This window comes from Kitasatospora sp. YST-16 (assembly GCF_026802215.1).
GTDB lineage: Bacteria > Actinomycetota > Actinomycetes > Streptomycetales > Streptomycetaceae > Kitasatospora > Kitasatospora cineracea.
The window spans coordinates 457,826-476,924 of record NZ_CP113837.1 but is presented as its reverse complement, the minus strand read 5'-3'; the positions used below and the strand labels follow the sequence as shown (position 1 = coordinate 476,924).

Annotated in this window: 16 protein-coding genes; 7 read left to right on the top strand and 9 right to left on the bottom strand. The window is 74.5% G+C overall.

The window, feature by feature from the left end:
- Position 1: 1 nt before the first annotated feature.
- Together OU787_RS02220 and OU787_RS02215 are read right to left on the bottom strand one after the other, a co-directional pair.
- Entirely contained in the window at positions 2-952 is a 951-nt protein-coding gene (locus OU787_RS02220) for an ABC transporter permease (protein ID WP_268658337.1), read from the bottom strand.
- A gap of 103 nt (positions 953-1,055) precedes the next feature.
- Entirely contained in the window at positions 1,056-2,666 is a 1,611-nt protein-coding gene (locus OU787_RS02215) for an ABC transporter substrate-binding protein (RefSeq protein WP_030459772.1), read from the bottom strand.
- 194 nt (positions 2,667-2,860) lie between these two features.
- Here OU787_RS02215 and OU787_RS02210 point away from each other — a divergent pair, with 194 nt between their 5' ends.
- Together OU787_RS02210 and OU787_RS02205 are read left to right on the top strand one after the other, a co-directional pair.
- Positions 2,861-3,652, top strand: coding sequence for a FadR/GntR family transcriptional regulator (locus tag OU787_RS02210; protein WP_268658336.1), 792 nt, complete (start codon positions 2,861-2,863; stop codon positions 3,650-3,652).
- 84 nt (positions 3,653-3,736) lie between these two features.
- Positions 3,737-4,708 carry an acetylxylan esterase gene (locus OU787_RS02205; protein ID WP_268658335.1) on the top strand — a complete coding sequence of 324 codons (972 nt, stop codon included), beginning with the start codon at positions 3,737-3,739 and terminating at the stop codon, positions 4,706-4,708.
- Between the two features lie 155 nt (positions 4,709-4,863).
- On the opposite strand, the gene OU787_RS02200 is transcribed toward OU787_RS02205, so the two are convergent.
- A complete protein-coding gene (locus OU787_RS02200; protein WP_268658334.1) occupies positions 4,864-5,685 on the bottom strand; it encodes an MBL fold metallo-hydrolase in 822 nt (273 codons plus the stop codon).
- Positions 5,686-5,775: 90 nt separating this feature from the next.
- On the opposite strand from OU787_RS02200, the gene OU787_RS02195 reads away from it, so the two are divergent.
- Complete coding sequence (locus tag OU787_RS02195) at positions 5,776-6,375, top strand: TetR/AcrR family transcriptional regulator (protein WP_268658333.1); 600 nt, start codon at positions 5,776-5,778, stop codon at positions 6,373-6,375.
- Between the two features lie 23 nt (positions 6,376-6,398).
- Here OU787_RS02195 and OU787_RS02190 read toward each other — a convergent pair whose 3' ends face one another.
- Positions 6,399-7,199 (bottom strand): hypothetical protein, encoded by an 801-nt coding sequence (locus OU787_RS02190; RefSeq protein ID WP_268658332.1) that lies wholly within the window; start codon positions 7,197-7,199, stop codon positions 6,399-6,401.
- Positions 7,200-7,381: 182 nt separating this feature from the next.
- Here OU787_RS02190 and OU787_RS02185 point away from each other — a divergent pair, with 182 nt between their 5' ends.
- Entirely contained in the window at positions 7,382-8,641 is a 1,260-nt protein-coding gene (locus OU787_RS02185; protein WP_268658331.1) for a hypothetical protein, read from the top strand.
- Between the two features lie 214 nt (positions 8,642-8,855).
- Here OU787_RS02185 and OU787_RS02180 read toward each other — a convergent pair whose 3' ends face one another.
- The 3 genes from OU787_RS02180 to OU787_RS02170 form a co-directional block, all read right to left on the bottom strand.
- A complete protein-coding gene (locus OU787_RS02180) occupies positions 8,856-11,690 on the bottom strand; it encodes a cellulose binding domain-containing protein (RefSeq protein WP_268658330.1) in 2,835 nt (944 codons plus the stop codon).
- Between the two features lie 354 nt (positions 11,691-12,044).
- Entirely contained in the window at positions 12,045-13,925 is a 1,881-nt protein-coding gene (locus OU787_RS02175) for a hypothetical protein (protein ID WP_268658329.1), read from the bottom strand.
- A gap of 144 nt (positions 13,926-14,069) precedes the next feature.
- Entirely contained in the window at positions 14,070-15,152 is a 1,083-nt protein-coding gene (locus OU787_RS02170) for a LacI family DNA-binding transcriptional regulator (RefSeq protein ID WP_268658328.1), read from the bottom strand.
- Positions 15,153-15,626: 474 nt separating this feature from the next.
- On the opposite strand from OU787_RS02170, the gene OU787_RS02165 reads away from it, so the two are divergent.
- Entirely contained in the window at positions 15,627-16,106 is a 480-nt protein-coding gene (locus tag OU787_RS02165) for a DUF4333 domain-containing protein (protein WP_268658327.1), read from the top strand.
- Positions 16,107-16,111: 5 nt separating this feature from the next.
- Here OU787_RS02165 and OU787_RS02160 read toward each other — a convergent pair whose 3' ends face one another.
- Positions 16,112-16,819, bottom strand: a complete 708-nt coding sequence (locus tag OU787_RS02160; RefSeq protein ID WP_268658326.1) for an alpha/beta hydrolase — start codon at positions 16,817-16,819, stop codon at positions 16,112-16,114.
- A 253-nt stretch (positions 16,820-17,072) separates the two neighbouring features.
- On the opposite strand from OU787_RS02160, the gene OU787_RS02155 reads away from it, so the two are divergent.
- Complete coding sequence (locus OU787_RS02155; protein WP_051816860.1) at positions 17,073-17,303, top strand: hypothetical protein; 231 nt, start codon at positions 17,073-17,075, stop codon at positions 17,301-17,303.
- Between the two features lie 46 nt (positions 17,304-17,349).
- On the top strand, positions 17,350-18,012 hold the full coding sequence (locus OU787_RS02150) for a Type 1 glutamine amidotransferase-like domain-containing protein (protein ID WP_030459759.1): 663 nt from the start codon (positions 17,350-17,352) through the stop codon (positions 18,010-18,012).
- 80 nt (positions 18,013-18,092) lie between these two features.
- Here OU787_RS02150 and OU787_RS02145 read toward each other — a convergent pair whose 3' ends face one another.
- Positions 18,093-19,016, bottom strand: coding sequence for an alpha/beta fold hydrolase (locus tag OU787_RS02145; RefSeq protein WP_268658325.1), 924 nt, complete (start codon positions 19,014-19,016; stop codon positions 18,093-18,095).
- Positions 19,017-19,099: the final 83 nt, after the last annotated feature.

Here is a 19,099-nt window from a genome sequence, read left to right as displayed (position 1 = left end):
ATCACACCGTCCTGACACGGGGGTTGACGAGCAGGACGAGCAGGTCGACGAGGACGTTGACGGCGAGGAAGACCACCGCGATGGTCAGCACCGTGCCCTGCACCAGGGCGACGTCGCCGCCGGTGACGCCCTCGAGGATCAGCTTGCCCATGCCGGGCAGGTCGAAGATGGTCTCGATCACCACGGCGCCGGACAGCAGGTAGCCGACCCGCAGGCCCAGCACCGTCAGCGGGGTCACCAGCGCGTTGCGCAGCACGCCGCGGATCACCACGGAGCGCGGCAGGCCGTTGCCGGTCGCGGTGCGCACGTAGTCGCGGTCGAGTTCGGCCACCATCGAGGTGCGCACCAGCCGGGCCAGTCCGGCGGCCACCGGGATCGCCAGCGAGACGGCGGGCAGGATCATCGTCTTGAACCAACCGCCCAGCGAGTCGGCCGGGTTGACGTAGCCGCCGGTCGGCAGGATCGAGCGGTTCAGGGCGAGTTCCTGGATCAGCACGATGCCGAGCCAGAACGACGGGATGGCGACGCCGGAGATGGACAGCACCCGGGTCAGCTGGTCGGGCCAGCGGTCGCGGTACAGCGCGCCGGTGATGCCGAGGGCGAGCGCCAGCACGATCGCGATGGCCAGGCCGAGCAGGGTGAGTTGCAGGGTCAGCGGGAACGCGGTGGCGATCCGGTCCGAGACGGGCGTGCTGGGCGGCACGGTCACCCCGAGGTTGCCGTGCAGCAGGTCGCCGAGGAAGCGGACGTAGCGCACCGGCAGCGGGTCGTCGAGGCCGTTGGCGGCGGCGAACGCCTGCCGGGCCTGCTCCGAGGCGCCGTCGCCGAAGGCGTTGTACGCCGGGTCGGCGGGCGAGAACTGGAGCACCACGAAGACCAGCAGGGTCACGCCGAGGACCATCACCGGCAGCATGGCGAGCCGCCGCAGCGCGAGCCGGAGGAATACGAGCATGGGGAAGTCCTAGGGAGGAGGGAGGCGCCGGGGGCCGGCCGGTGCGGCGGTCCGGGCCCCGGCGCCGGTCAAGCGGGCGCGGGGCGCCTGTGCGGCGGGCCGGCTAGGCGGCGGAGACGCCGAGGAAGGACAGGCCGGTGGTGGGCAGCGGCTTGAAGCCGGCCAGCTTCTTGTCGTTCCACGCGGTGGGCAGCTTGCGGTGCACCACCGGGTACAGCACGGCCTGTTCGGCGACCAGGTCGATCACCTGGTTCCACAGCGCGCTGCGGGCCGCCGCGTCGCCGGTCCGGGCGGCCTGGTCGAGCAGGCCGCGCACCTGCTGGTCCTCGGGCGAGCCGGCCCAGCGGAAGCGCTTGGTGGTCCACACGCCCTCGCCGTAGAACCAGCGCAGCAGCAGGTCGACGTCGTTGCCGAACACCGACGGGTCGCCGGGCGCGGCCATCACGCCGAAGTCGCCCGCGTCGACCTTCTTGTACTGGCCGGAGGAGTCGCCGATGTCCAGCGTGGTCTTCACGCCGACCGCGTCCCAGCTCTCCTTGATCAGCGGCGCGATGTCGTTGACCCAGCCGGTGTTGGTGGTCAGCAGGGTGACGGACAGTCCGCTCGCCCCGGCCTCCGCGAGCAGCGCCTTGGCCTTCTCCGGGTCGTGCCCGTAGACGGTGGCGGCCTTGTGGTAGTCGGGGTGGCTGGGCTGCAGGTAGCTGGTGGAGGCGGTGCCGTTGCCGTACATCGCGGTGGTGACGATCTTGTCGACGTCCAGCGCGTAGTGCAGCGCCTGGCGCACCCGCTTGTCGTCGAACGGCTTGCGGGCGAAGTTGAACATCAGGAACAGGTTGCCGAAGCTCTCCACCGACTCGGTGACGGCCTTGCCTTTCAGCCCGGCCACGTCGACGTACGGCACGTCCTCGATCGCCTGCACCCGGCCGGAGACCAGCGAGGAGACCCGGGCGGTCGGGTCGGAGGTCAGCCGCCACACCATGGTCGCGGCCTTGGCCGGGCGCGGGCCGTTGTAGGCGTCGTGCCGCTGGAAGGCGATCTTGTCCTGCCGGGTCGCCTCGACCACCTTGTACGGGCCGGAGCCGGTGGGCTTGGCGTCGAACGCCTTCTGGTCGGCCTCGACGACCTTCTTCGGGACGACCTTGACCACCGAGATGCGGGTGGCGAACAGCGGGAACGCGTACTTGAGCTTGAACTCCACGGTACTGGCGTCCACCGCGGTGACGGTGTCCAGGAACGGCAGGAACTGCACGATCAGCGAGGAGTTGGCCGGGTCGAGGATCCGGCTGAAGGAGAACACCACGTCCTCGGCGGTGACCGGCGAGCCGTCGTGGAAGGTCGCGCCGGAGCGCAGTTGCGCCCGCCAGGTGGTGTCGTCGACCTGCTGCGGCATCGCGGTGGCGAGCGCCGCGTACGGCTCGCGGGTGGCCGGGTCGAGGTCGACCAGGCCCTCGAAGACGTGCAGGTTGGCGGCCACGGGGGTGGCGCCGGAGGAGGTCATCGGGTCGAAGCCGGTGGACAGCGCGTACGAGATGCCGGCCTCGATGGTGCCGTTGCCGCCGCCCTTGGCGTCGCCGCCGGAGGTGGAGCCCGCGGCGGTGGAGGACGGGCCGCCGCAGGCGGCGACCGAACCGGCGATCGCGGTGGCGGTGGTGAGGGCGCCGACCAGGCGCAGGAAGCCGCGGCGGTCGACTTCCTTGGACGTCCGTTCCAGCACGGGAGCTCCTTGTGGGGGGAGTGCGGGGTGAGGGGGTGTCACCTCGCGGTCCGGACAGCGGAACCGCGAGGGGGTGCCGGGTCGGAATCCCGGGCGGATCGAGCAGGAGAGAGACAGCTCATCCGTCATCAGACATCTGATGTCTGAGCTGTTAGGGTGTGAACGTAGCCGCCGCCACAGGGGAGGGTCAAGGGATGACGACCGCCGCAGGTTCACGATTCGGCAACGGCCCGCAACGCCGGGCCGACCCGCCGACCTGGGCATTCCGCCCCGGACCCGGCCCGGCGAAGTCGCCGGTGGTGGACCAGATCAAGGCGTACATCCTGCGCGGCCGCCTCAAGCCCGGGGACCCGCTGCCCAGCGAGAACGAGCTCTGCGAGATCTTCGGCGCCGGCCGCTCCAGCGTCCGCGAGGCGATCAAGGTGCTGGACGCGCTGGACATCGTCCAGGTCCGGCACGGCCACGGCACCTTCGTCGGCCGGCTCAGCCTCTCCGCCCTGGTCGAGAGCCTCAGCTTCCGCGGCCTGCTCAGCCCCGACGACGACTTCCGGGTGCTCTCCGACCTGGTCGACGTCCGGGAGCTGTTCGAGCGCGCCATGGCGGGCCGGATCATCGACGCGCTGCTCCCCGTCCACCTGGAGCAACTCGCCGACCTGGTGGGGGAGATGGAGATTCGGCTGCGGCTCGGACGGGACATCGTGGCGGCCGACCGCAGCTTCCACGCGCTGCTGCTCCAGCCGCTCGCCAACGAGCTGGTCGCCCAGCTCTCCTCGGCCTGCTGGGAGGTGCACGCGGTGGTCGCCCCGCACCTGAACATCGTCACCGCGCAGGACGAGGCCGACACCGTCGAGGCCCACCGCGCCATGGTCGAGGCGCTGCGGATCGGCGACGCCCGCCGCTTCACCGAGGCCGTGCGCCGGCACTACGTCCCGGTCCGCCGCCGGATCGCCGCCGCCCGCGCGGAGGCCGTCGCCAACCGGCCCTGACCCCGCGGGCAGGTCGACAGACATCTGATGTCTGACCTACGATCCGGGTGCTCCCCGCCACCGCGCCCCCTCCCGGAGACATCCGTGCCGCTCACCGACCTCACCCTCGACGAGTGCCTCGCCTACCGCCCGCACCTGCCCGAACCCGCCGACCTGGACGCCTTCTGGCAGCGCACCCTCGCCGAAGCCGGCCCCGCCGTCCAGCGCCCCGACCTCACCCCCGTCCCCAACGGCCTCGCCCTGGTCGACACCTACGAGCTCACCGTCCCCGGCTTCGGCGGCCACCCCGTCCACGGCCGGCTCCACCTCCCCGCCGGAGCGAGCGGCCCGCTCGGCTGCGTGGTCGAGTACCTCGGCTACGGCCGCGGCGCCGGACTCCCGCACGAGAACCTCACCTACGCCTGCGCCGGCTACGCCCACCTGGTCATGGACACCCGCGGCCAGGGCTGGTCCGCGGCCCCCGGCCGCACCGACGACCCCGCCCCCCAACTCGCGGGCGCCGTCCCCGGATTCCTCACCCGCGGCCTCGACCACCCCGACGACTACTACTACCGCCGGGTCTACACCGACGCCGTCCGCTTCCTGGCCGCCGCCCGCACCCTCCCGCAGGTCGACCCGGCCCGGATCGCCGTCACCGGCATCAGCCAGGGCGGCGGCATCTCCCTCGCGGCGGCCGCACTCACCGACGGCCCGCTGGCCGGCGTCCTCCCGGACGTCCCCTTCCTCTGCGACTTCCCGCGCGGCGTCCGCACCGCCCCGCAGCCCCCGTTCACCGAGATCGCCGAGTACCTGCGCCTGCACCGCGACCGCACCACCCGCACCTTCGCCACCCTCGCCTACTTCGACGCCGCCCTGCTCGCCGCCCGCATCCAGGCCCCCGCCCTGTTCTCCATCGCCATGATGGACCCGATCTGCCCGCCCTCCGGCTGCTTCGCCGCCTACCACGCCCACCCCGGCGAGAAGTCGCTGCGCGTCTACGAGTTCAACGGCCACGAGGGCGGCGGCGAGGTCCACCTGGCGGCGAAGCTGGCCTGGCTGCGCGAGCGGATCGGCTGACGGGAGCCTGCTCCGGCAGGTCCTGCCGGGTGTGCGCCGCCGCGCGCTGACCCGACCGGACCGACCGGACCGACCGGACCGACCGGAAAGGGCCTCGCGCCGCACGCGGACCGGTGGCCCGGCGCCCGGGGCTGGGCGCTGCGCGGGCCGGTCCGCTACTTCCCCGCCAGGCGGGCGTACTCCCAGGGGTCGTGGGCGCTGAAGGGCACGACCCGCCCGCCGTGTTCGCGGACCAGTTCGCGCAGCCGGGCCTGGTTGCCCAGGCGCAGCGGCCGGTCGACCTCGGTGAGCTGCTGCAGGACGTCCATGCCGGGGTGGGTCTCGGGCCGGTCCGGGTCGATCTCGCGGTGGAAGTAGTAGGCGTCCCCGCAGTGCAGCAGCCAGCGCCCGGCGGCGCGGTCCCGGACCGCGACCGCGGCGTGTCCGGCGCTGTGCCCGCCGAGGGGGACGAGCGCCAGGTCCTCGGCGAGGCGCGGCAGCGGGCGGACGGCGTCGAATCCGAACCAGGGGTCCGCGGAGGCGGGCCGGTGGGCCGTCCACCGGGGGCGGTGCGCCCAGTGGGCGGGGCGGTAGCGGATCCGGTCCTCGGGGTGGGGGCCGGGGGTGCCGAGGGCGGCGCGCTGCTCGGCCGCCAGCAGGTGGACCTCGGCGTCGGGGAAGTCCGGCAGGCCGCCGGCGTGGTCGAGGTCGAGGTGGGTGAGCAGGACGTGCCGGACGTCGCGCGGGTCGTGGCCGAGTGCGCGGACCCGGTGCAGGGCCGTCTCCGCGAGGTCGAGCGCGGGTTGGGCGCGCCCTCGGAACTCGGGCCCCAGGGTGCGCTCGGGGTCGGCGACGTCGGCGGTGCCGAGCCCGGTGTCGACCAGGACCAGGCCGTCCCGGTCGGTCTCCAGCAGCAGGCAGTGGCAGACCGCCGGACGGCGCTCGCCCCGGTGCTCGACGGTGCGCAGTGAACCGCAGTTGAGATGGTGGATCCGCACGTCCCCTCCTCGGGGAAGTGGCCGTCCGCCACGGGAGATAGCGAACGACCGATCGTTAATAGCGAACGGTCGTTAGGTTAAGCTTGCGCCATGAGTCCGCGCAAGTCCGTAGCCGAAGCCACCGCCACCCGCGCCCGGATCCTCGACCGCACCCTCGCCCTGGCCGTCGCCACCGGCCTGGAGGGCGTCACCATCGGGGCGCTCGCCGACGACCTGGGGATGAGCAAGGCCGGGGTGATCGGCCCGTTCGGCACCAAGGAGGAACTCCACCTCGCGGCCGTGGACGAGGCGGTGGCCCGCTTCCGGGCGGCGGTCCTCGCCCCGCTGTCCGGCGCCGACCCCGGCACCGGACGCCTGGTCCGGGCCCACGACGCCTGGTTCGCCTACATGACCGCCGACGGACACGCGGGCTGCTTCCTCACCGCCGTCGCCGCCGAGTTCGACGCCCGCCCCGGCCCGGTCCGCGACCGGGTCCGCGCGGCGCTCGCCCGCTGGGACGCCTTCGTCCTCGGCGAACTCGACGCGGGCCTCGCCGCCGGCGAACTGCCGCCCGGCACCGAGACGGCGCAACTGCTCTTCGAACTGCGCGGCGTCGCCCTGGCCGCCGACCAGGGCATCCAGCTCTGGCAAGACCCGCAGGCCGCCACCCGCGCCCGCCGCGCCGTCCGCCGCCTCCTCGCGCCCGCCTGACGCCCCGTCACCGCCGTACTACGTCACCGCCGCACCAGGCGCCGGTGGCGGACTGCCTGCCAGCGGGAGCGGTGGAAGATCGGGTCGGCGGCGACGACGCACAGGGCGTGCATCGGGTCGTCGGTGCGCTCCGGGTCGAAGAAGCCCGCCCAGTCGTCCCGGTAGCTCTCGCCGCGCCGGTGGACCTCGCGGTCGGTGGCGACGGACTCCCCGGCCTCGGTCAGCAAGTCGCCCATCCAGAACAGCAGTTCGGGGCGGGCCAGGACGAAGGACGTCCCGGCGTGCTCGGCGTACCGGGCCGGGTGGCGGTCGGCCAGCCGGCGGACGTCGTCCGGGCGGTCGGCGGGGCGCGGGGCCGGGGCGGTGACCGTCAGCGGGGCGGCGCCGCGGTGCGGGGCGCGGCGCAGGGCGGGCCAGTCGGACGGGCGCAGACCGGTGTCCGCGCGGGCCACCAGCAGGGGGGTCGTCCGGGCGTCCATCGGCCCGGGGCCCGGCGGGGCCGGGACGTGCAGCGCGCTGTGCGGGCTGGTCGCGGCGAGCCGGAACAGGGCGCCCAGGCGCAGCAGGTCGGCGCGGCTCGCGTACAGGAACGCGACCACGGGGTCGGGCGGGTGGAAGAAGGTGCCGCCCAGCATCGCCCCGGTGTCCAGCACCCGGCGGAGCCGCGCCCCCGTGGACACCGGCCGACCGGTCACCCGCAACCGCATCCGCCCGCCACCACCCGCACCGTCACCGCCCGCACCGTCACTGCCCACGCTGCCACCGCCCGCCCCGCCACCGCCCACGCCGCCCGCACCGTCACCGCCCGCCCCGTCGCCCGTCATGCGCCGAGTACAGCACGCGGCCCGCCGGGCGGGCAGCCCGTTTTCGGGCGCGACGGAGCCCGGGCCGCCTCACCGCCGGGCCGCCCCACCGCCGGGTCCACCCCAGTCTGCCTGCCCGTTTAGTCGACGTGCATCGGCCTGCCCCATGCTTGCGCCCGCCAGCAGCACCGGAGGAGGAACAGATGACCACTGCCGCCCAGCCGGCGAACACCAAGGCCCTCGCTCCCAACACCGGCAGTACCGTGCCCGGTAAGAACGACTGGGCGGTCCTGCCGATCACCAAGGGCAAGGCGAAGTACCCCTTCCCGGCCGAGTGGGGGGACGGCGCGCTGCACCACAAGATCTCCAAGGAGAAGCTGGCCTCCGTGGCCGAGCAGGTCGCCCTCCTGTACACCAGCCAGCCCGCGGCGCTGCAGACCGCCGTGCGCGCCTTCTGGGCGCTCTGCTGGGAGTTGGCCGGCCAGCCGGTCACGGCGGCGGTGCGGGACGCGACGCCGAAGGTCAGCGCCCACCGGCTGCTGTGGAACCTGCCGCTCAACCTCTCCCTGGGCCCCAAGAGCCCGGCCACCGACCCCGGCCAGGCCTTCGACCCCGACACCGTGCCCGACCCGCAGGCCCCCGGCAAGCGCGTGCTGGACGGCGTCAGCGCCAAGCTCCGGCTGCTGGAGGAGCGGTGGGACCGGGCGAGCGACGGCAACGCCGGACTGGGCGACTTCAGGACGCCGGCCCTGTGGAACGACCTGACCGCCCTGCTCCGCGAGGCGCACCAGGAGGCCGACGAGGCAGGCCGCGAGGGGCGGCTGCTCTACCCGCCGAAGACCGAGCAGTGGCTCTACGACGGCACCTCCCACCTGCGCAAGGGCCTGACCGAGTTCCTGAGCGCCGCAGTGGGCGAACAGCGCTTCCGGCGGGCCCGGTCGAATGCCCCCTCGATCGCGGCCCACAAGGACTCCGCCGCCGTGGTGGCCACCGCGCAGGCCACCACCACCTACCGGAAGAAGGCCGTCACCCTCACAGTCACCGTCACCGGGGGAGCCGTCCACCACGTCGGCGAGCGCCACACCTTCACCTTCTTCGACTTCTCCGGCCGGTCCCGCCCGATCACCACCCTGTGGCCGGAGATCCCCACCTTCGACGCCCTCACCGCCGTCGCCGGCCAACTGGCCCCGCACCTGGCCCGCATCTGCCTGGCGCACCTGGTCGGCCTGGAGCGCGCCGACGCGGCGGACTGGCCCTACGACGACATCGAGCTCGCCCAGCAGCCGGCCGGTGAGCACTGCGTCTACTTCATCGCCGGCATCGAGTGCATCGAGGAAGGCCCCGCCGGCGTCGCCGTCGACGTCGAGATCAAGACCTTCGCCCCCAACGGCCACAGCGGCCCCGGCCTCCTCAAGCCCGACCTGGCCGCCATCGGAACGGCCCTGAAGGCCCGCCCGCAGTAACGGGGCCCTGAAGGCCCGCCCGCAGTAACGGCACCGGTACCGCTCGGTGGCCCGCCCGCGGACGCGACGGAGCCCGGGCCGCCTCCCCACGAGACATGGGCGACCCGGGCTCCGCCGTGGTGCCGCCGCCCCCGACCGGCCCCGGACGGATTCCGGGCGGGGGCGACGAGCCTGTCGGCGCGTCAGCCTGGCAGTACGTCAGCCGGTCAGCGCGTCAGCCGGTCTTCACGGTGCACGCGGTGCCGTTCAGGGTGAACGCGGTCGGGGCGGTGTTCGTGCCGCTCCAGCTGCCGTTGAAGCCGAAGGAGGCCGAACTGCCGGGCGCGATGGCCTTGTTGTAGCCCGCGTCGGTGACGGTCACCTGCGCGCCGCTCTGGGTGGCGTTGCCGTTCCAGAGCGAGGTGACGGTCTGTCCGCTCGGGAAGGACCACTTCACCGTCCAGCCGTTGACCGCCGTGGTGCCCTTGTTGGCCACCGTCACGTTGGCGCCGAAGCCGCCGCCCCACTGGCTGGACACCGCGTAGGTGATCTCGCAGGAGGAGGTGCCGCCACCGCTGGGGGAGGAGGACGGCGAGGGCGAGGCGGAGGCCGAAGCGGACGGCGACGGGGACGGGGAAGCCGACGGGGAGGGCGAGGTGGAGCCGGAGGCCGAAGCGCTCGGCGAGGGCGAGACGCCGCCCGCCGTGTCGCCGTACACGATGCCGCGGCCGTTGGTGCCGACGTAGACCCGGCCGTAGATCCGCGGGTCGCCGGTGATCGCGCCGCCGGTCCAACCCCACTGGTGGGCGTCGTCGTTGATCCGGACCCAGCTGGCGCCGGCGTCGTCGGAGCGGAACAGGCCGCGGACGCCGCCGATCTTGGCGGAGGTGTACATCGCGGGGTAGGTCTTGCCGGGGGCGGCCTTGCCGAAGCCGATGTTGTCGGCCTGGTCGACGCCCGCCTGCTTGGTGAAGGTCGCGCCGCCGTCGGTGGAGTGCCACAGGCCGTAGCTGGTGGTGGCGGTGCCGCCGGCCAGCCAGACGTCGCCCTTCGCACCCGGCACGGCCTTGAAGCGGACCGACTCGGTGGGCAGGCCGCTCGCCTTGGCGGTGAAGGTGGCGCCCGCGTCGGTGGAGACGTAGAAGGTGCCGCCGGACCAGCCGTAGAAGGTCTTCGGGTCGACCCGGTCGGCCTGCACGCCCGCGCCCGCCGGGAGGCCGGTGACGGCCGTCCAGGAACTGCCCGTGCCGGAGGTGCGGTACACGCCGGTGCCCTTCGGGCTCCACACGGTGGCCGAGCCGTCGGCCGAGATCGCCACCTGCCCGCCGCCGGTGACGCCGGACGGCTCGGCGGAGGCCGCGAACCAGTTGGCGCCGCCGTCCATCGAGAAGCCGATGTGCTTCTCGGTCGAGCCGGACGCGGTCTCGCCGACCCGCACCATGCTGGCCGGGGAGGCTTCGGCGAAGTCCATCGAGGTGCCGGAGGTCAGGTTCGGCTGGGAGAAGATCTTCGCCGGGACCTTGGTCAGGTCGTCGTGCTTGAACCCGCCGAGGTCGCCCAGCGAGCTGAGCAGCGGCGCGCCGGTCGGCGGCGAGACCAGGTCGTTGACCGCGGTCTCCTCCAGGCCCTTGACGACGGGGGCGATGCCGACCTTGGTGCCCTTGTCGAAGTTGGTCAGGTTGGACGAGCCGTACAGCGTCGCGCCGGTGCCGTACATCATCCGGTCCGAGTCGAACGGGTCGATCTCCAGCGACTCGGTCATCCAGCCGAGCTTCGGCGACTCCTCCGGCGCGGAGACGTTCGCGTTGAAGGTCAGCCACGGCACCGAGGAGATGTCGATGCCGTACTGGTCGACCCGGGTCGGGTAGCCGTTGTACGACCAGAACGGCTTCCAGGTGGCGCCCGAGTCGGTGGAGCGCCAGATCTGGGTGTCCGGCCACCACGAGCTGTAGCCCGTCACCATCAGCACGTTGGGGTGCTGGCGGTCGACGGTCAGGCCCGAGTAGCCGAAGAAGTTGTTGCTGCTGTCCGAGGACGGCACCGGGCTGACGTTCGTCCAACTCCCGGTGCCGGTCGCGTACTTCCACACGTCGCCGTGCGCGCCGTCGTACGGGCCGCCGGTGTCCGAGTACGAGACGAACAGGTTGCCGCCGGACGCGTCCAGGACCGCCTTGTGCGGGACGAAGCCGGTGGGCTGGCCGCCGATCCTGGTCCAGGTCGAACCGCCGTCGTCCGAGCGGTAGATGCTGTTCTGCTTGTCCGCGACGCCGACGTACATGGTCTTCGTGACGCCGTTGACGGTGCCGCTGCCCTGGTCGAAGACCTCCCACAGCACGCCCAGCGGGTCGCTCTGGTAGCCCGAGGTGTCGGTCGGGTCCGGCGCGTAGCTGCCGGTCACCGGGAACGCCGTCACCTGCGACCAGGTCACGCCGTAGTCGGCGCTGCGCCACAGGCCCTTGCCGCTGGGGGCGCCGAACCAGAGCACCGCGTCGTTGTTCGGGTCGATGGTCAGGCGCTCGCCCATGCCGCGGCCCGGCATGTTGCCGCCGATCTTGAACGGCAGGGTGGTGCGCTGCCAGGTCCTGCCCTGGTCCGAGGAGCGCAGGATCGCGCCGTTCGCCGGGTCCCAGCCGTTGGTGTAGGTGCCCCCCGCGATGTACACCCGCTTCGGGTCCTTGGCGTCGGTGGCGAGGCTCGCCACGCCGGTCAGGCCCCAGTCGTCCCAGCCCAGCGAGTCCAGCAGCGGGATCCACTGCTTGGTGGCCGGGTCCTGCCGGTACGCGCCGCCGATGTCGGTGCGGGCGTACACCAGGCCCTGCTGCCCCTGGTTGAAGACGATGCCCGGGATGAACCCGCCACCGCCGATCTGCACGTTGTTCCAGGTGTACGGCTGGCTCGCCGCGGTCGCCGCACCCGCCGACTCGGCCGCGCTGGCGGTCAGTTGGGGCAGCGCCGCGGTCGCCGCGCAGGCGGCGAGGGCGGCCGCGGCGGCCACCGTCGCCAGCACCGGCCGGCGTCCGCGCACCGGGGGCCGCGAGGCGGCCCGGCGCTCCAGGGGGACAGGGGTCATGGGGGACTCTCCTCGGTCACGGGTGGGGGGACCAGAAAAGCGGCCCGGTCCACCCGCCCGACAACGACCCCGTTTCGAGAGCGTGTAAAATCGCAGGTCAGTGACGCGCCCGCGGTGAAAGTTACATCGCCCGCACCCCCTGGAACCCTTCCCCCAGGGGCGGTTGACGCCCCGTCGAAACCTTTCGGGGCCCCGCGTTCGACAGATATTCGACAGCTCTTTCGCCTGCGTGCGACCTGCGCGGCGGCCCGCCCCGACACCCCGCCGGGGCGTATTCGACAGTCGTTCGACAGCCTTGTACCAGTGCCCGCCGCCCGGTGCGAACCCGTTCGGACGGCGGGCGCCGCCGGACGGTCAGCCGAGCGGGCGGCCGGTGAACAGCCGGGCCAGCGCCGGGAGCAGTGCGGGCAGCAGCACCACGTTGGCGCGGTGCAGCGGCAACCGGAACACGGGTTCCCGCGTGCCGGTCCGGTACAGCGCTACCGAGCCGTTCTCCACCCGCACCGGGGCCAGCTCGCGCCAGGCCAGGTACTCGTCGCGCCCCTTCCAGCCGTTGCTGACCCGGGCGGCCAACCCCTCCCCGTCCAGCCGCAGTTCGCCGATCAGGGTGGTCCCACCGGTGGCGACCAGCTCGAAGTACTCCTCCAGCAGCCGCGGTTCGACGTACTGCTGGACCAGCTCGACCAGCGCCGTCCACTCCTGCGGCGGCCGGGCGTTCTTCCCGTACACCGAGAAGGGCAGACTGCTCAGCCGGCCGCTCGGCCCGGCCCCGAACCCGTACGTCGTCTCGTGCGAACTCGGCCAGAGGAAGCGGTGGGTGACGGTCCGGGTCACCGAGTAGCAGACCCACTCGATGTCGTCGAGCGCCAGCGTCTCCTTGCCGTAGGTGATCCGGGAGGTGTCGGCGTACAGGCGGCGGCGCGGGGAGTCCAGGACGACGCGGGGTGCCTGCGGCTCCGGCTGCGGCGCGGGCGCGGGCTTCGGCTCAGGTGCGGGCGCAGGCACAGGCGCAGGCACAGGCGCAGGCACAGGCGCAGGTGCGGGCTCAGGCGCAGGCGCAGGCTCAAGCACGGGGGCCGGCCCCGGGCGGTCGGCGGCCAGGTGGCGGGTCAGCCAGTCGGGGACGGTGGGGCGCGGGTAGGCGAACAGGTCCTCGCGGTAGTGGACGGCGGACAGCAGGTGTTCGGCGGGCAGCGGCTCCTCCCCGTAGTCGTAGTCGACCAGCACGCCGCCGAAGGTCAGCCCCGCGTCGGCCTCCACCAGCAGCCGGTACCAGGGCCCGTCGGCCGTCCGGGCGGCCAGGTGGCGCTGGCGCCGCACCAGGACCGCCAGCTTCTCCGGGACGCGGACCGCGGTCTCCCGGTCGCCGCGCCGGAAGCTCAGCCGGGCGATCTCGGCGCCGACGGTGCAGGAGAAGACGGCGGTCAGGCTCTCCCAGCCCTTCGGGCCGAGCAGGGCGAGCTGCTGCACGATCGGGTCGAGCAGTCCGGCGGCCCGCTTGATCAGGGTGGTCTCGGCGGGCCGGTCGACGGCGGTGGGCGCGGCGGGCGGTGCGCCGGGGAGCTGGGTGGCCGCCGCCCACAGGTCGGCCTCCTCGTCCCGGAGCGACTCCCCGTCCGGCACCCGGCGGATGAACGCCTCCTCGGCGCGGAAGCGCTCGCGTAGCACGCGCGGCGGCAGCGAGGTGGTGGCCTCCCGGATCCGGCCCAGGTCGCCGACCAGGAACACCGAGCGGCCCACCGGCAGGGACTCCGGGAACGCCGCCGGGTCGCTGTCGTCCACCTCCGCCGGCGCGTACACCGACCAGCCGCCGGGGAAGCGCTCGGCGACCAGCCGGTCCACCGGGTAGTCGGCGCCGGTCGCGGCGATCCGTTCGGCGACCAGCCGCAGCGCCTCGGTCCGCTCCAGCTCGCCGCGGGCGCCCGCCGGGGGCTCCCCAGCCAGCGGGTGGTCGGGGTCGTCGCGGCCCGGGCCCGGGTAGTGGTGCAGCAGCTCGAACCAGAGCAGCACCTCCTCCGCGGCCCGCCGGTCGACCTCGTCGCACAGCAGGTGCCAGTGGCCGCCGCCGTCGCGGCCGAACACCATCTGCCCGTCCTCGTGCATCACCTCCACGTACGGGGCCCCGCACTCGTCGCCGAACGCGCCCATCCGGGCCGCGTCCGGCCGCACGGTGTCGGCGCGGTGGCCGTGCACCACCCCCGTGGCGTCGAGCGCCATCACGTCGTACCGGGCCATCGGCGGCTCCCCTGCGGCCTGCCCCGCCCGCCGGTGCGAACGGGTGCATGGGCCAACTACCCTAGCCCGGCCGCCCGGCCGTCCGGGCGGCCTCCACGGAACCTCCAACTCCCTTGCCCTGCGAACGGTTTGACGGACGAAGAGTCAGCAGGACTGGCGCACCACCAGGTGGGTGGGCAGCACCACCGAGCGGCCCGGCGTCGGGTCCTGCAGCAGTTCCACCGCCCGGGCGCCCAGGTCCTCGACCGGCTGGCGGACGGTGGTCAGGCCCGGCCGGGCGGTCGCGGCGGCCGGGGAGTCGTCGAAGCCGACCACGGCGACGTCGTCCGGCACCCGCCGCCCGAGCCGGCGCAGCGCCCGCAGCGCGCCCACCGCCATCGCGTCCGAGGCGGCGAACACCGCGTCCACGTCCGGGTACTGGTCGAGCAGCCGGAGCATCGCGTGCTCGCCGGAGCGCGACCCGAAGTCGCCGTACGCCACCGCGCAGCGGGTCGGGTCGCCCTGGTCGGCCAGCGCCCGCCGGTAGCCGGCCAGCCGGTCGGCGCCCGCGGCGGTGTCCGGTGGCCCGGCGATGGTGGCGATCCGCCGCCGCCCGGCCCGGTGCAGCAGGTTCACGGCGGCCCGCGCCCCGCTCAGGTTGTCGGCGTCCACGTGCGCCAGCCGCTGCGACTGCGGCGGCCGCCCCAGCGACACCACCGGCACGCCCGCGGCCTGCAGCAGCCCGGGCAGCGCCGGGTCGCCCCACCGGCCGACCAGCAGCACGCCGTCCACGTGCCCGCCGCACAGGTAGCGCACCAGCGACGGCCGGGCCGGCCCCGGACCCGCCGTCAGCACCACCAACTCCCGGTCCGGGACGACCCGTTGGGCACCCGCCAGCAGCCGCACCGGGAACGGGTCGGCGTGGAAGCGCAGCACGTCCGCGAACGCCACCACGGCGATCGCCCCGGTGTCCCGGGCCGTCGCGGCGGGCGCCCGGCGGCGGACGTAGCTCAACTCGCGGGCGGCGCACTCGACGCGCGCCGCGATCTCGGCGGACACCGGCGCGGACCGGTTCAGCACCCGGGACGCGGTCGCGCTCGACACGCCCGCGCGGGCCGCGACCTGGGCCAGCGTCGGACCGGGGGGCGCGCTCGGCGCCTCGTCCGGCCCGGAGGTCGGGAACGGGACGGTGCCGCCCGGCTGGCGGGTGGCACCGATCGGGTGGGGGAGCGGGTGAACGGGCAACACGGTCGCCCTTCCTGACACGGGGTGGGGGAGTCCGCGGCCACCCGCCCGGGGCCGTCGGTGACCGCACCGTAGGGGCCTGGTCGGTGGACCGTCAAGGGATCCGACACGACCTCCTCGCCGCCTCCCCCCGCCTTCCGGCCATGCTCCGCCCCGCCTCCGTCCCACCCCGCGGACCAAGATCACCAGGCCGGGCCGGTTCCCGCCCGGGTTCCCGCCCCGGTCCGCGCCCGGCCGGAACGGCCCCGGCGGCCCGCCGCGGACCGGCCCGGCCGTCTCACCATCCGGTCGGCGACGCCCCGCGGCCAACCCGCGCGGCGCTCCCGGGAAGTGACGGTCCGTCGCCCGCACCGCCCGCCGCCCCCGTCCGCCGCCCGCCCGGGTGCGGAACCGGCCCGGTGCTAGGCTCCGGCTTTCGTCCGGGCCGGTGCCCGGCCCGTGCGGGGCCGGCACCCACAGGGGAGAGCAGGAGCCGAAGTGTTCGCAGTACGCAGTGCCAAGGCCGCGTCGATAGCCGTGGCCGCCGCGGCGGCAGCCGTCCTGACGGGGTGCAGCGCCGAGGTGCACGTGGGCACCACCCAGCCCACCACCGCCGCCCCGTCCCCGACCGCCACCACGGGCGCCGCGGACAGCGCGGCCCCCACCGACGGCGCGAGCCCCACGGGCGGTGCGGTGGCCCAGGGCGACGGGGGCGACGCGGCCCTCCCCAAGGTCTCCGCCGCCAAGGTCGCCAAGACCACGGCCCAGAAGCTCGCCGCCGCCCGCAGCAAGGCCGAGCCGAAGGTCACCTGCCCCGACGACCTGCTCGGCAAGGTCGGCACCGTCCTGCGCTGCCAGCTGGTCGCCGACGACGGCAGCACCCTGGGCATCACCGTCACCGTCACCGCGGTCCAGGGCACCAACGTCAACTTCGCCATCAAGGCCGACGACAAGGCCACCCCGGCCGCCTCCTCCTGACCCGCTCACGCCCCGCCGCGCGCCCCGTACCCGACCGGCACGGGGGTGCGCAGCGGGGCGGCGGCGTCCTCGGGCGGCAGCCGGCCGAAGGGGTCGCGCCCGGCCAGCGCGTCGAGCAGGAAGTCGACGGCCGGCGCCCAGGCGTCCGCGGCCCGGGAGAGCAACAGGTGCCCGGCGCCCGCCACTTCCAGCCGGCGCAGCGCGGTGACCGGCCGGGCCCGTTCGGCGTACGCGAGCGAGTGCGCGGCCCCGGCCTCGCCGCGGTCCCGGTCCCCGTGCACGATCAGCGCGGCCCGGCCGGCCAACTGCCCGACCGGCTCGCCGTCCGGCAGCCACGGGGCGACACCCGCCACCGCAACCACCCCCGGACCGTCCGCCGCCCGGAAGGCGGCCCGCCCGCCGAGCGAGTTCCCCAGCAGCCCGATCCGCACCCCCGGCCCGTGCGCCGCGCGCACCGCGTCCAGCGCCCAGCGGGCGTCCGCCAGGGTGTCGGCCTCCGCGCCGTTCCACCCGCGGAACCGGTAGCGCAGCCGCACCACCGCCACCCCGTCCGCCCGCCCGGCCGCGGCCAACCGCCGCGCGGGCTCCGCCATCCCGAACGCGGCCAGCCGGGACGGCCGCCCGTGCCCCCGCACCGCCCCGCCCGGCAGCAGCAGGACGACCCCGCGCACCGCCGCCCCGTCCGCCCCGCCCTGCGGCAGGAGTTCCGGCACCCGCCGCCGGTTCCCGCCCGACCCGCTCGACCCGCTCGACCCGCTCGACCCGTTCAACCCGTTCAACCCGTTCAACCCGTCCCCCTCGGTCCTGTCCGCCGTGTGCTGCCGACGATCATCCGGGGAGCCGGGGGCGGCCCGGCAGTGCCGGCGGTCCGCGATCGGGCATGACGGATGTCACCGCGCGGAGCCCCGCCCCCGGCTCCCCGGAACCCCTGTCGGGCCGCTCCGCCCCCGGCCTACACTCGCCCCCGTGACCAAGGACCTGAAGTGCACCCACTGCGGGAACCCCGGACTCGACCAGGGCTTCCTCGAGGACAGCGGCGAGCACAGCCACGGCGACACCCGCTGGATCGCCGGCCCGCTGGAGCGCGGCGTCTTCGGCCGGGCCAAGCGCCTGGGCCGCCCCCGCTTCCAGCTCGACGCCTTCCGCTGCCCGAACTGCGGCCACCTGGAACTGTTCGCCCGTCAGGAACTCGGCTGACCGGCCGGGCCCCCGCACCGCCGACCGCCCCTGCCCCGGAGGCACCGTGAAACTGCTCCTCACCTCTGCCGGAGTGAAGAACCCCAGCATCCGGCGGGCCCTGGTCGACCTGCTGGGCAAACCGATCGAGGAGGCCGACGCCCTGTGCATCCCCACCGCGGGCTACGGCCACCCGATGGGCAGCCCGGCCGGGGCCTGGCGCTTCGTCACCGGGCGCTCCACCACCCCGATGTGCGAACTCGGCTGGAAGTCCATGGGGGTCCTGGAGCTCACCGCGCTGCCCAGCATCGGCCCGGAGCGCTGGCTGCCCTGGGTCGAGCAGGCCGACGTCCTGCTCGCCAACGGCGGTGACGCGCTCTACCTGTGCCACTGGATGCGCCGGTCCGGCCTGGCGGAGCTGCTCCCCTCCTTCCCCGGGAAGACCTGGGTCGGGCTGAGCGCCGGCAGCATGGTGATGACGCCCCGGATCGGCGCGGACTTCGTCGGATGGGAGCCGCCCGGCGGCGGCGACGAGACCCTGGGCCTGGTCGACTTCTCCCTCTTCCCGCACCTGGACCACCCGGACCTGCCGGAGAACACCGCGGCCGACGCCGAACGCTGGGCCGCCGCCCTGCCGAACCCGGCCTACGCCATCGACGACGAGACCGCGGTCCAGGTCGTCGACGGCGCCGTCGAGATCGTCTCCGAAGGCCACTGGCGCCGCTTCTGAACGAGAACGGGGCGGCGTCCGAACGAGAACGGGGCGGCGTCCGAACGAGAACGGGGCCGGCGGCGCCCGTCGACGGCCCGTCAGCGGGCCAGCAGGGCCCGGACGGCCGCGGCGATCTCGTCGGGGGCCTCCTCGGCCATGAAGTGCCCCGCCCGGGTCAGCCGGTGGTCGAGGTCCGGGGCCCAGGCCCGCCAGAGCCCGGCGGCGTCGTAGCCCAGGCGGGCGCCCCAGTCCTGCTGGACGACGGTGACCGGCATGGCCAGCCGGGTGCCGGCGTCCAGGTCGGCCCGGTCGTGCAGGACGTCGATGCCGGCCGAGGCGCGGTAGTCCGCGACGATCGACGGGACGGCCGCCGCGCTCGCCCGCAGGTACTCCGCGCGGACCTCGGGCGGCAGCGCGGCCGGGTCGTTCGCCCAGGCGTCGAGGAAGGACCCGAAGAAGGCGTCCGCACTGTTGGCGATCATCGTCTCGGGCAGGCCGGGCGGCTGCGCCATCAGGTACAGGTGGTAGCCGACCGCCGCCGAGGTGCCGTGCAGGACGTCCCACATGTCGAGCGTCGGCACCACGTCGAGGATGCCGAGGTGGCTGACCGCCCCCGGGTGGTCCAGCCCGGCGCGGAACGCCACCAGCGCGCCCCGGTCGTGCCCCACCAGCGCGAACCGCCGGTGGCCCAGCGCGGCCGCCAGCGCCACCACGTCGGCGGCCATCGTCCGCTTCGCGTACACCTCGGGGCCGGTGGCCGCGGGCTTCCCACTGGCGCCGTAGCCGCGCAGGTCGGGGCAGATCACCGTGTGCTCGGTGGCCAGCCGCTCGGCGACGTGCCGCCACATCAGCCGGGTCTGCGGGAACCCGTGCAGCAGCACCACCGGACTGCCGCTGCCGCCGACCCACGCGGCGACCTCCACCCCGTCCGCACCGGGCAGCCGGACATCCTCGAAACCCCGGACGCCGAACTCCGCGGACTCCGCGGACTCTGCGAATTCCGTGAACTCTGTGAACTCCATGACAGGAACCTCTCCTCCGATCGGGAACCGACCGCACCAGCCTCGGCCCCGCCGATCAGCAACCGATCAGCACGCGCACCGCG

What these genes read in the sequence shown, in the direction of transcription:
- OU787_RS02220 (WP_268658337.1), bottom strand. Translation starts at nt 952, where the DNA reads ATGCTCGTATTCCTCCGGCTCGCGCTGCGGCGGCTCGCCATGCTGCCG.
- OU787_RS02210 (WP_268658336.1), top strand. Translation starts at nt 2,861, where the DNA reads ATGACGACCGCCGCAGGTTCACGATTCGGCAACGGCCCGCAACGCCGG.
- OU787_RS02195 (WP_268658333.1), top strand. Translation starts at nt 5,776, where the DNA reads ATGAGTCCGCGCAAGTCCGTAGCCGAAGCCACCGCCACCCGCGCCCGG.
- OU787_RS02190 (WP_268658332.1), bottom strand. Translation starts at nt 7,199, where the DNA reads ATGACGGGCGACGGGGCGGGCGGTGACGGTGCGGGCGGCGTGGGCGGT.
- OU787_RS02185 (WP_268658331.1), top strand. Translation starts at nt 7,382, where the DNA reads ATGACCACTGCCGCCCAGCCGGCGAACACCAAGGCCCTCGCTCCCAAC.
- OU787_RS02180 (WP_268658330.1), bottom strand. Translation starts at nt 11,690, where the DNA reads ATGACCCCTGTCCCCCTGGAGCGCCGGGCCGCCTCGCGGCCCCCGGTG.
- OU787_RS02175 (WP_268658329.1), bottom strand. Translation starts at nt 13,925, where the DNA reads ATGGCCCGGTACGACGTGATGGCGCTCGACGCCACGGGGGTGGTGCAC.
- OU787_RS02145 (WP_268658325.1), bottom strand. Translation starts at nt 19,016, where the DNA reads ATGGAGTTCACAGAGTTCACGGAATTCGCAGAGTCCGCGGAGTCCGCG.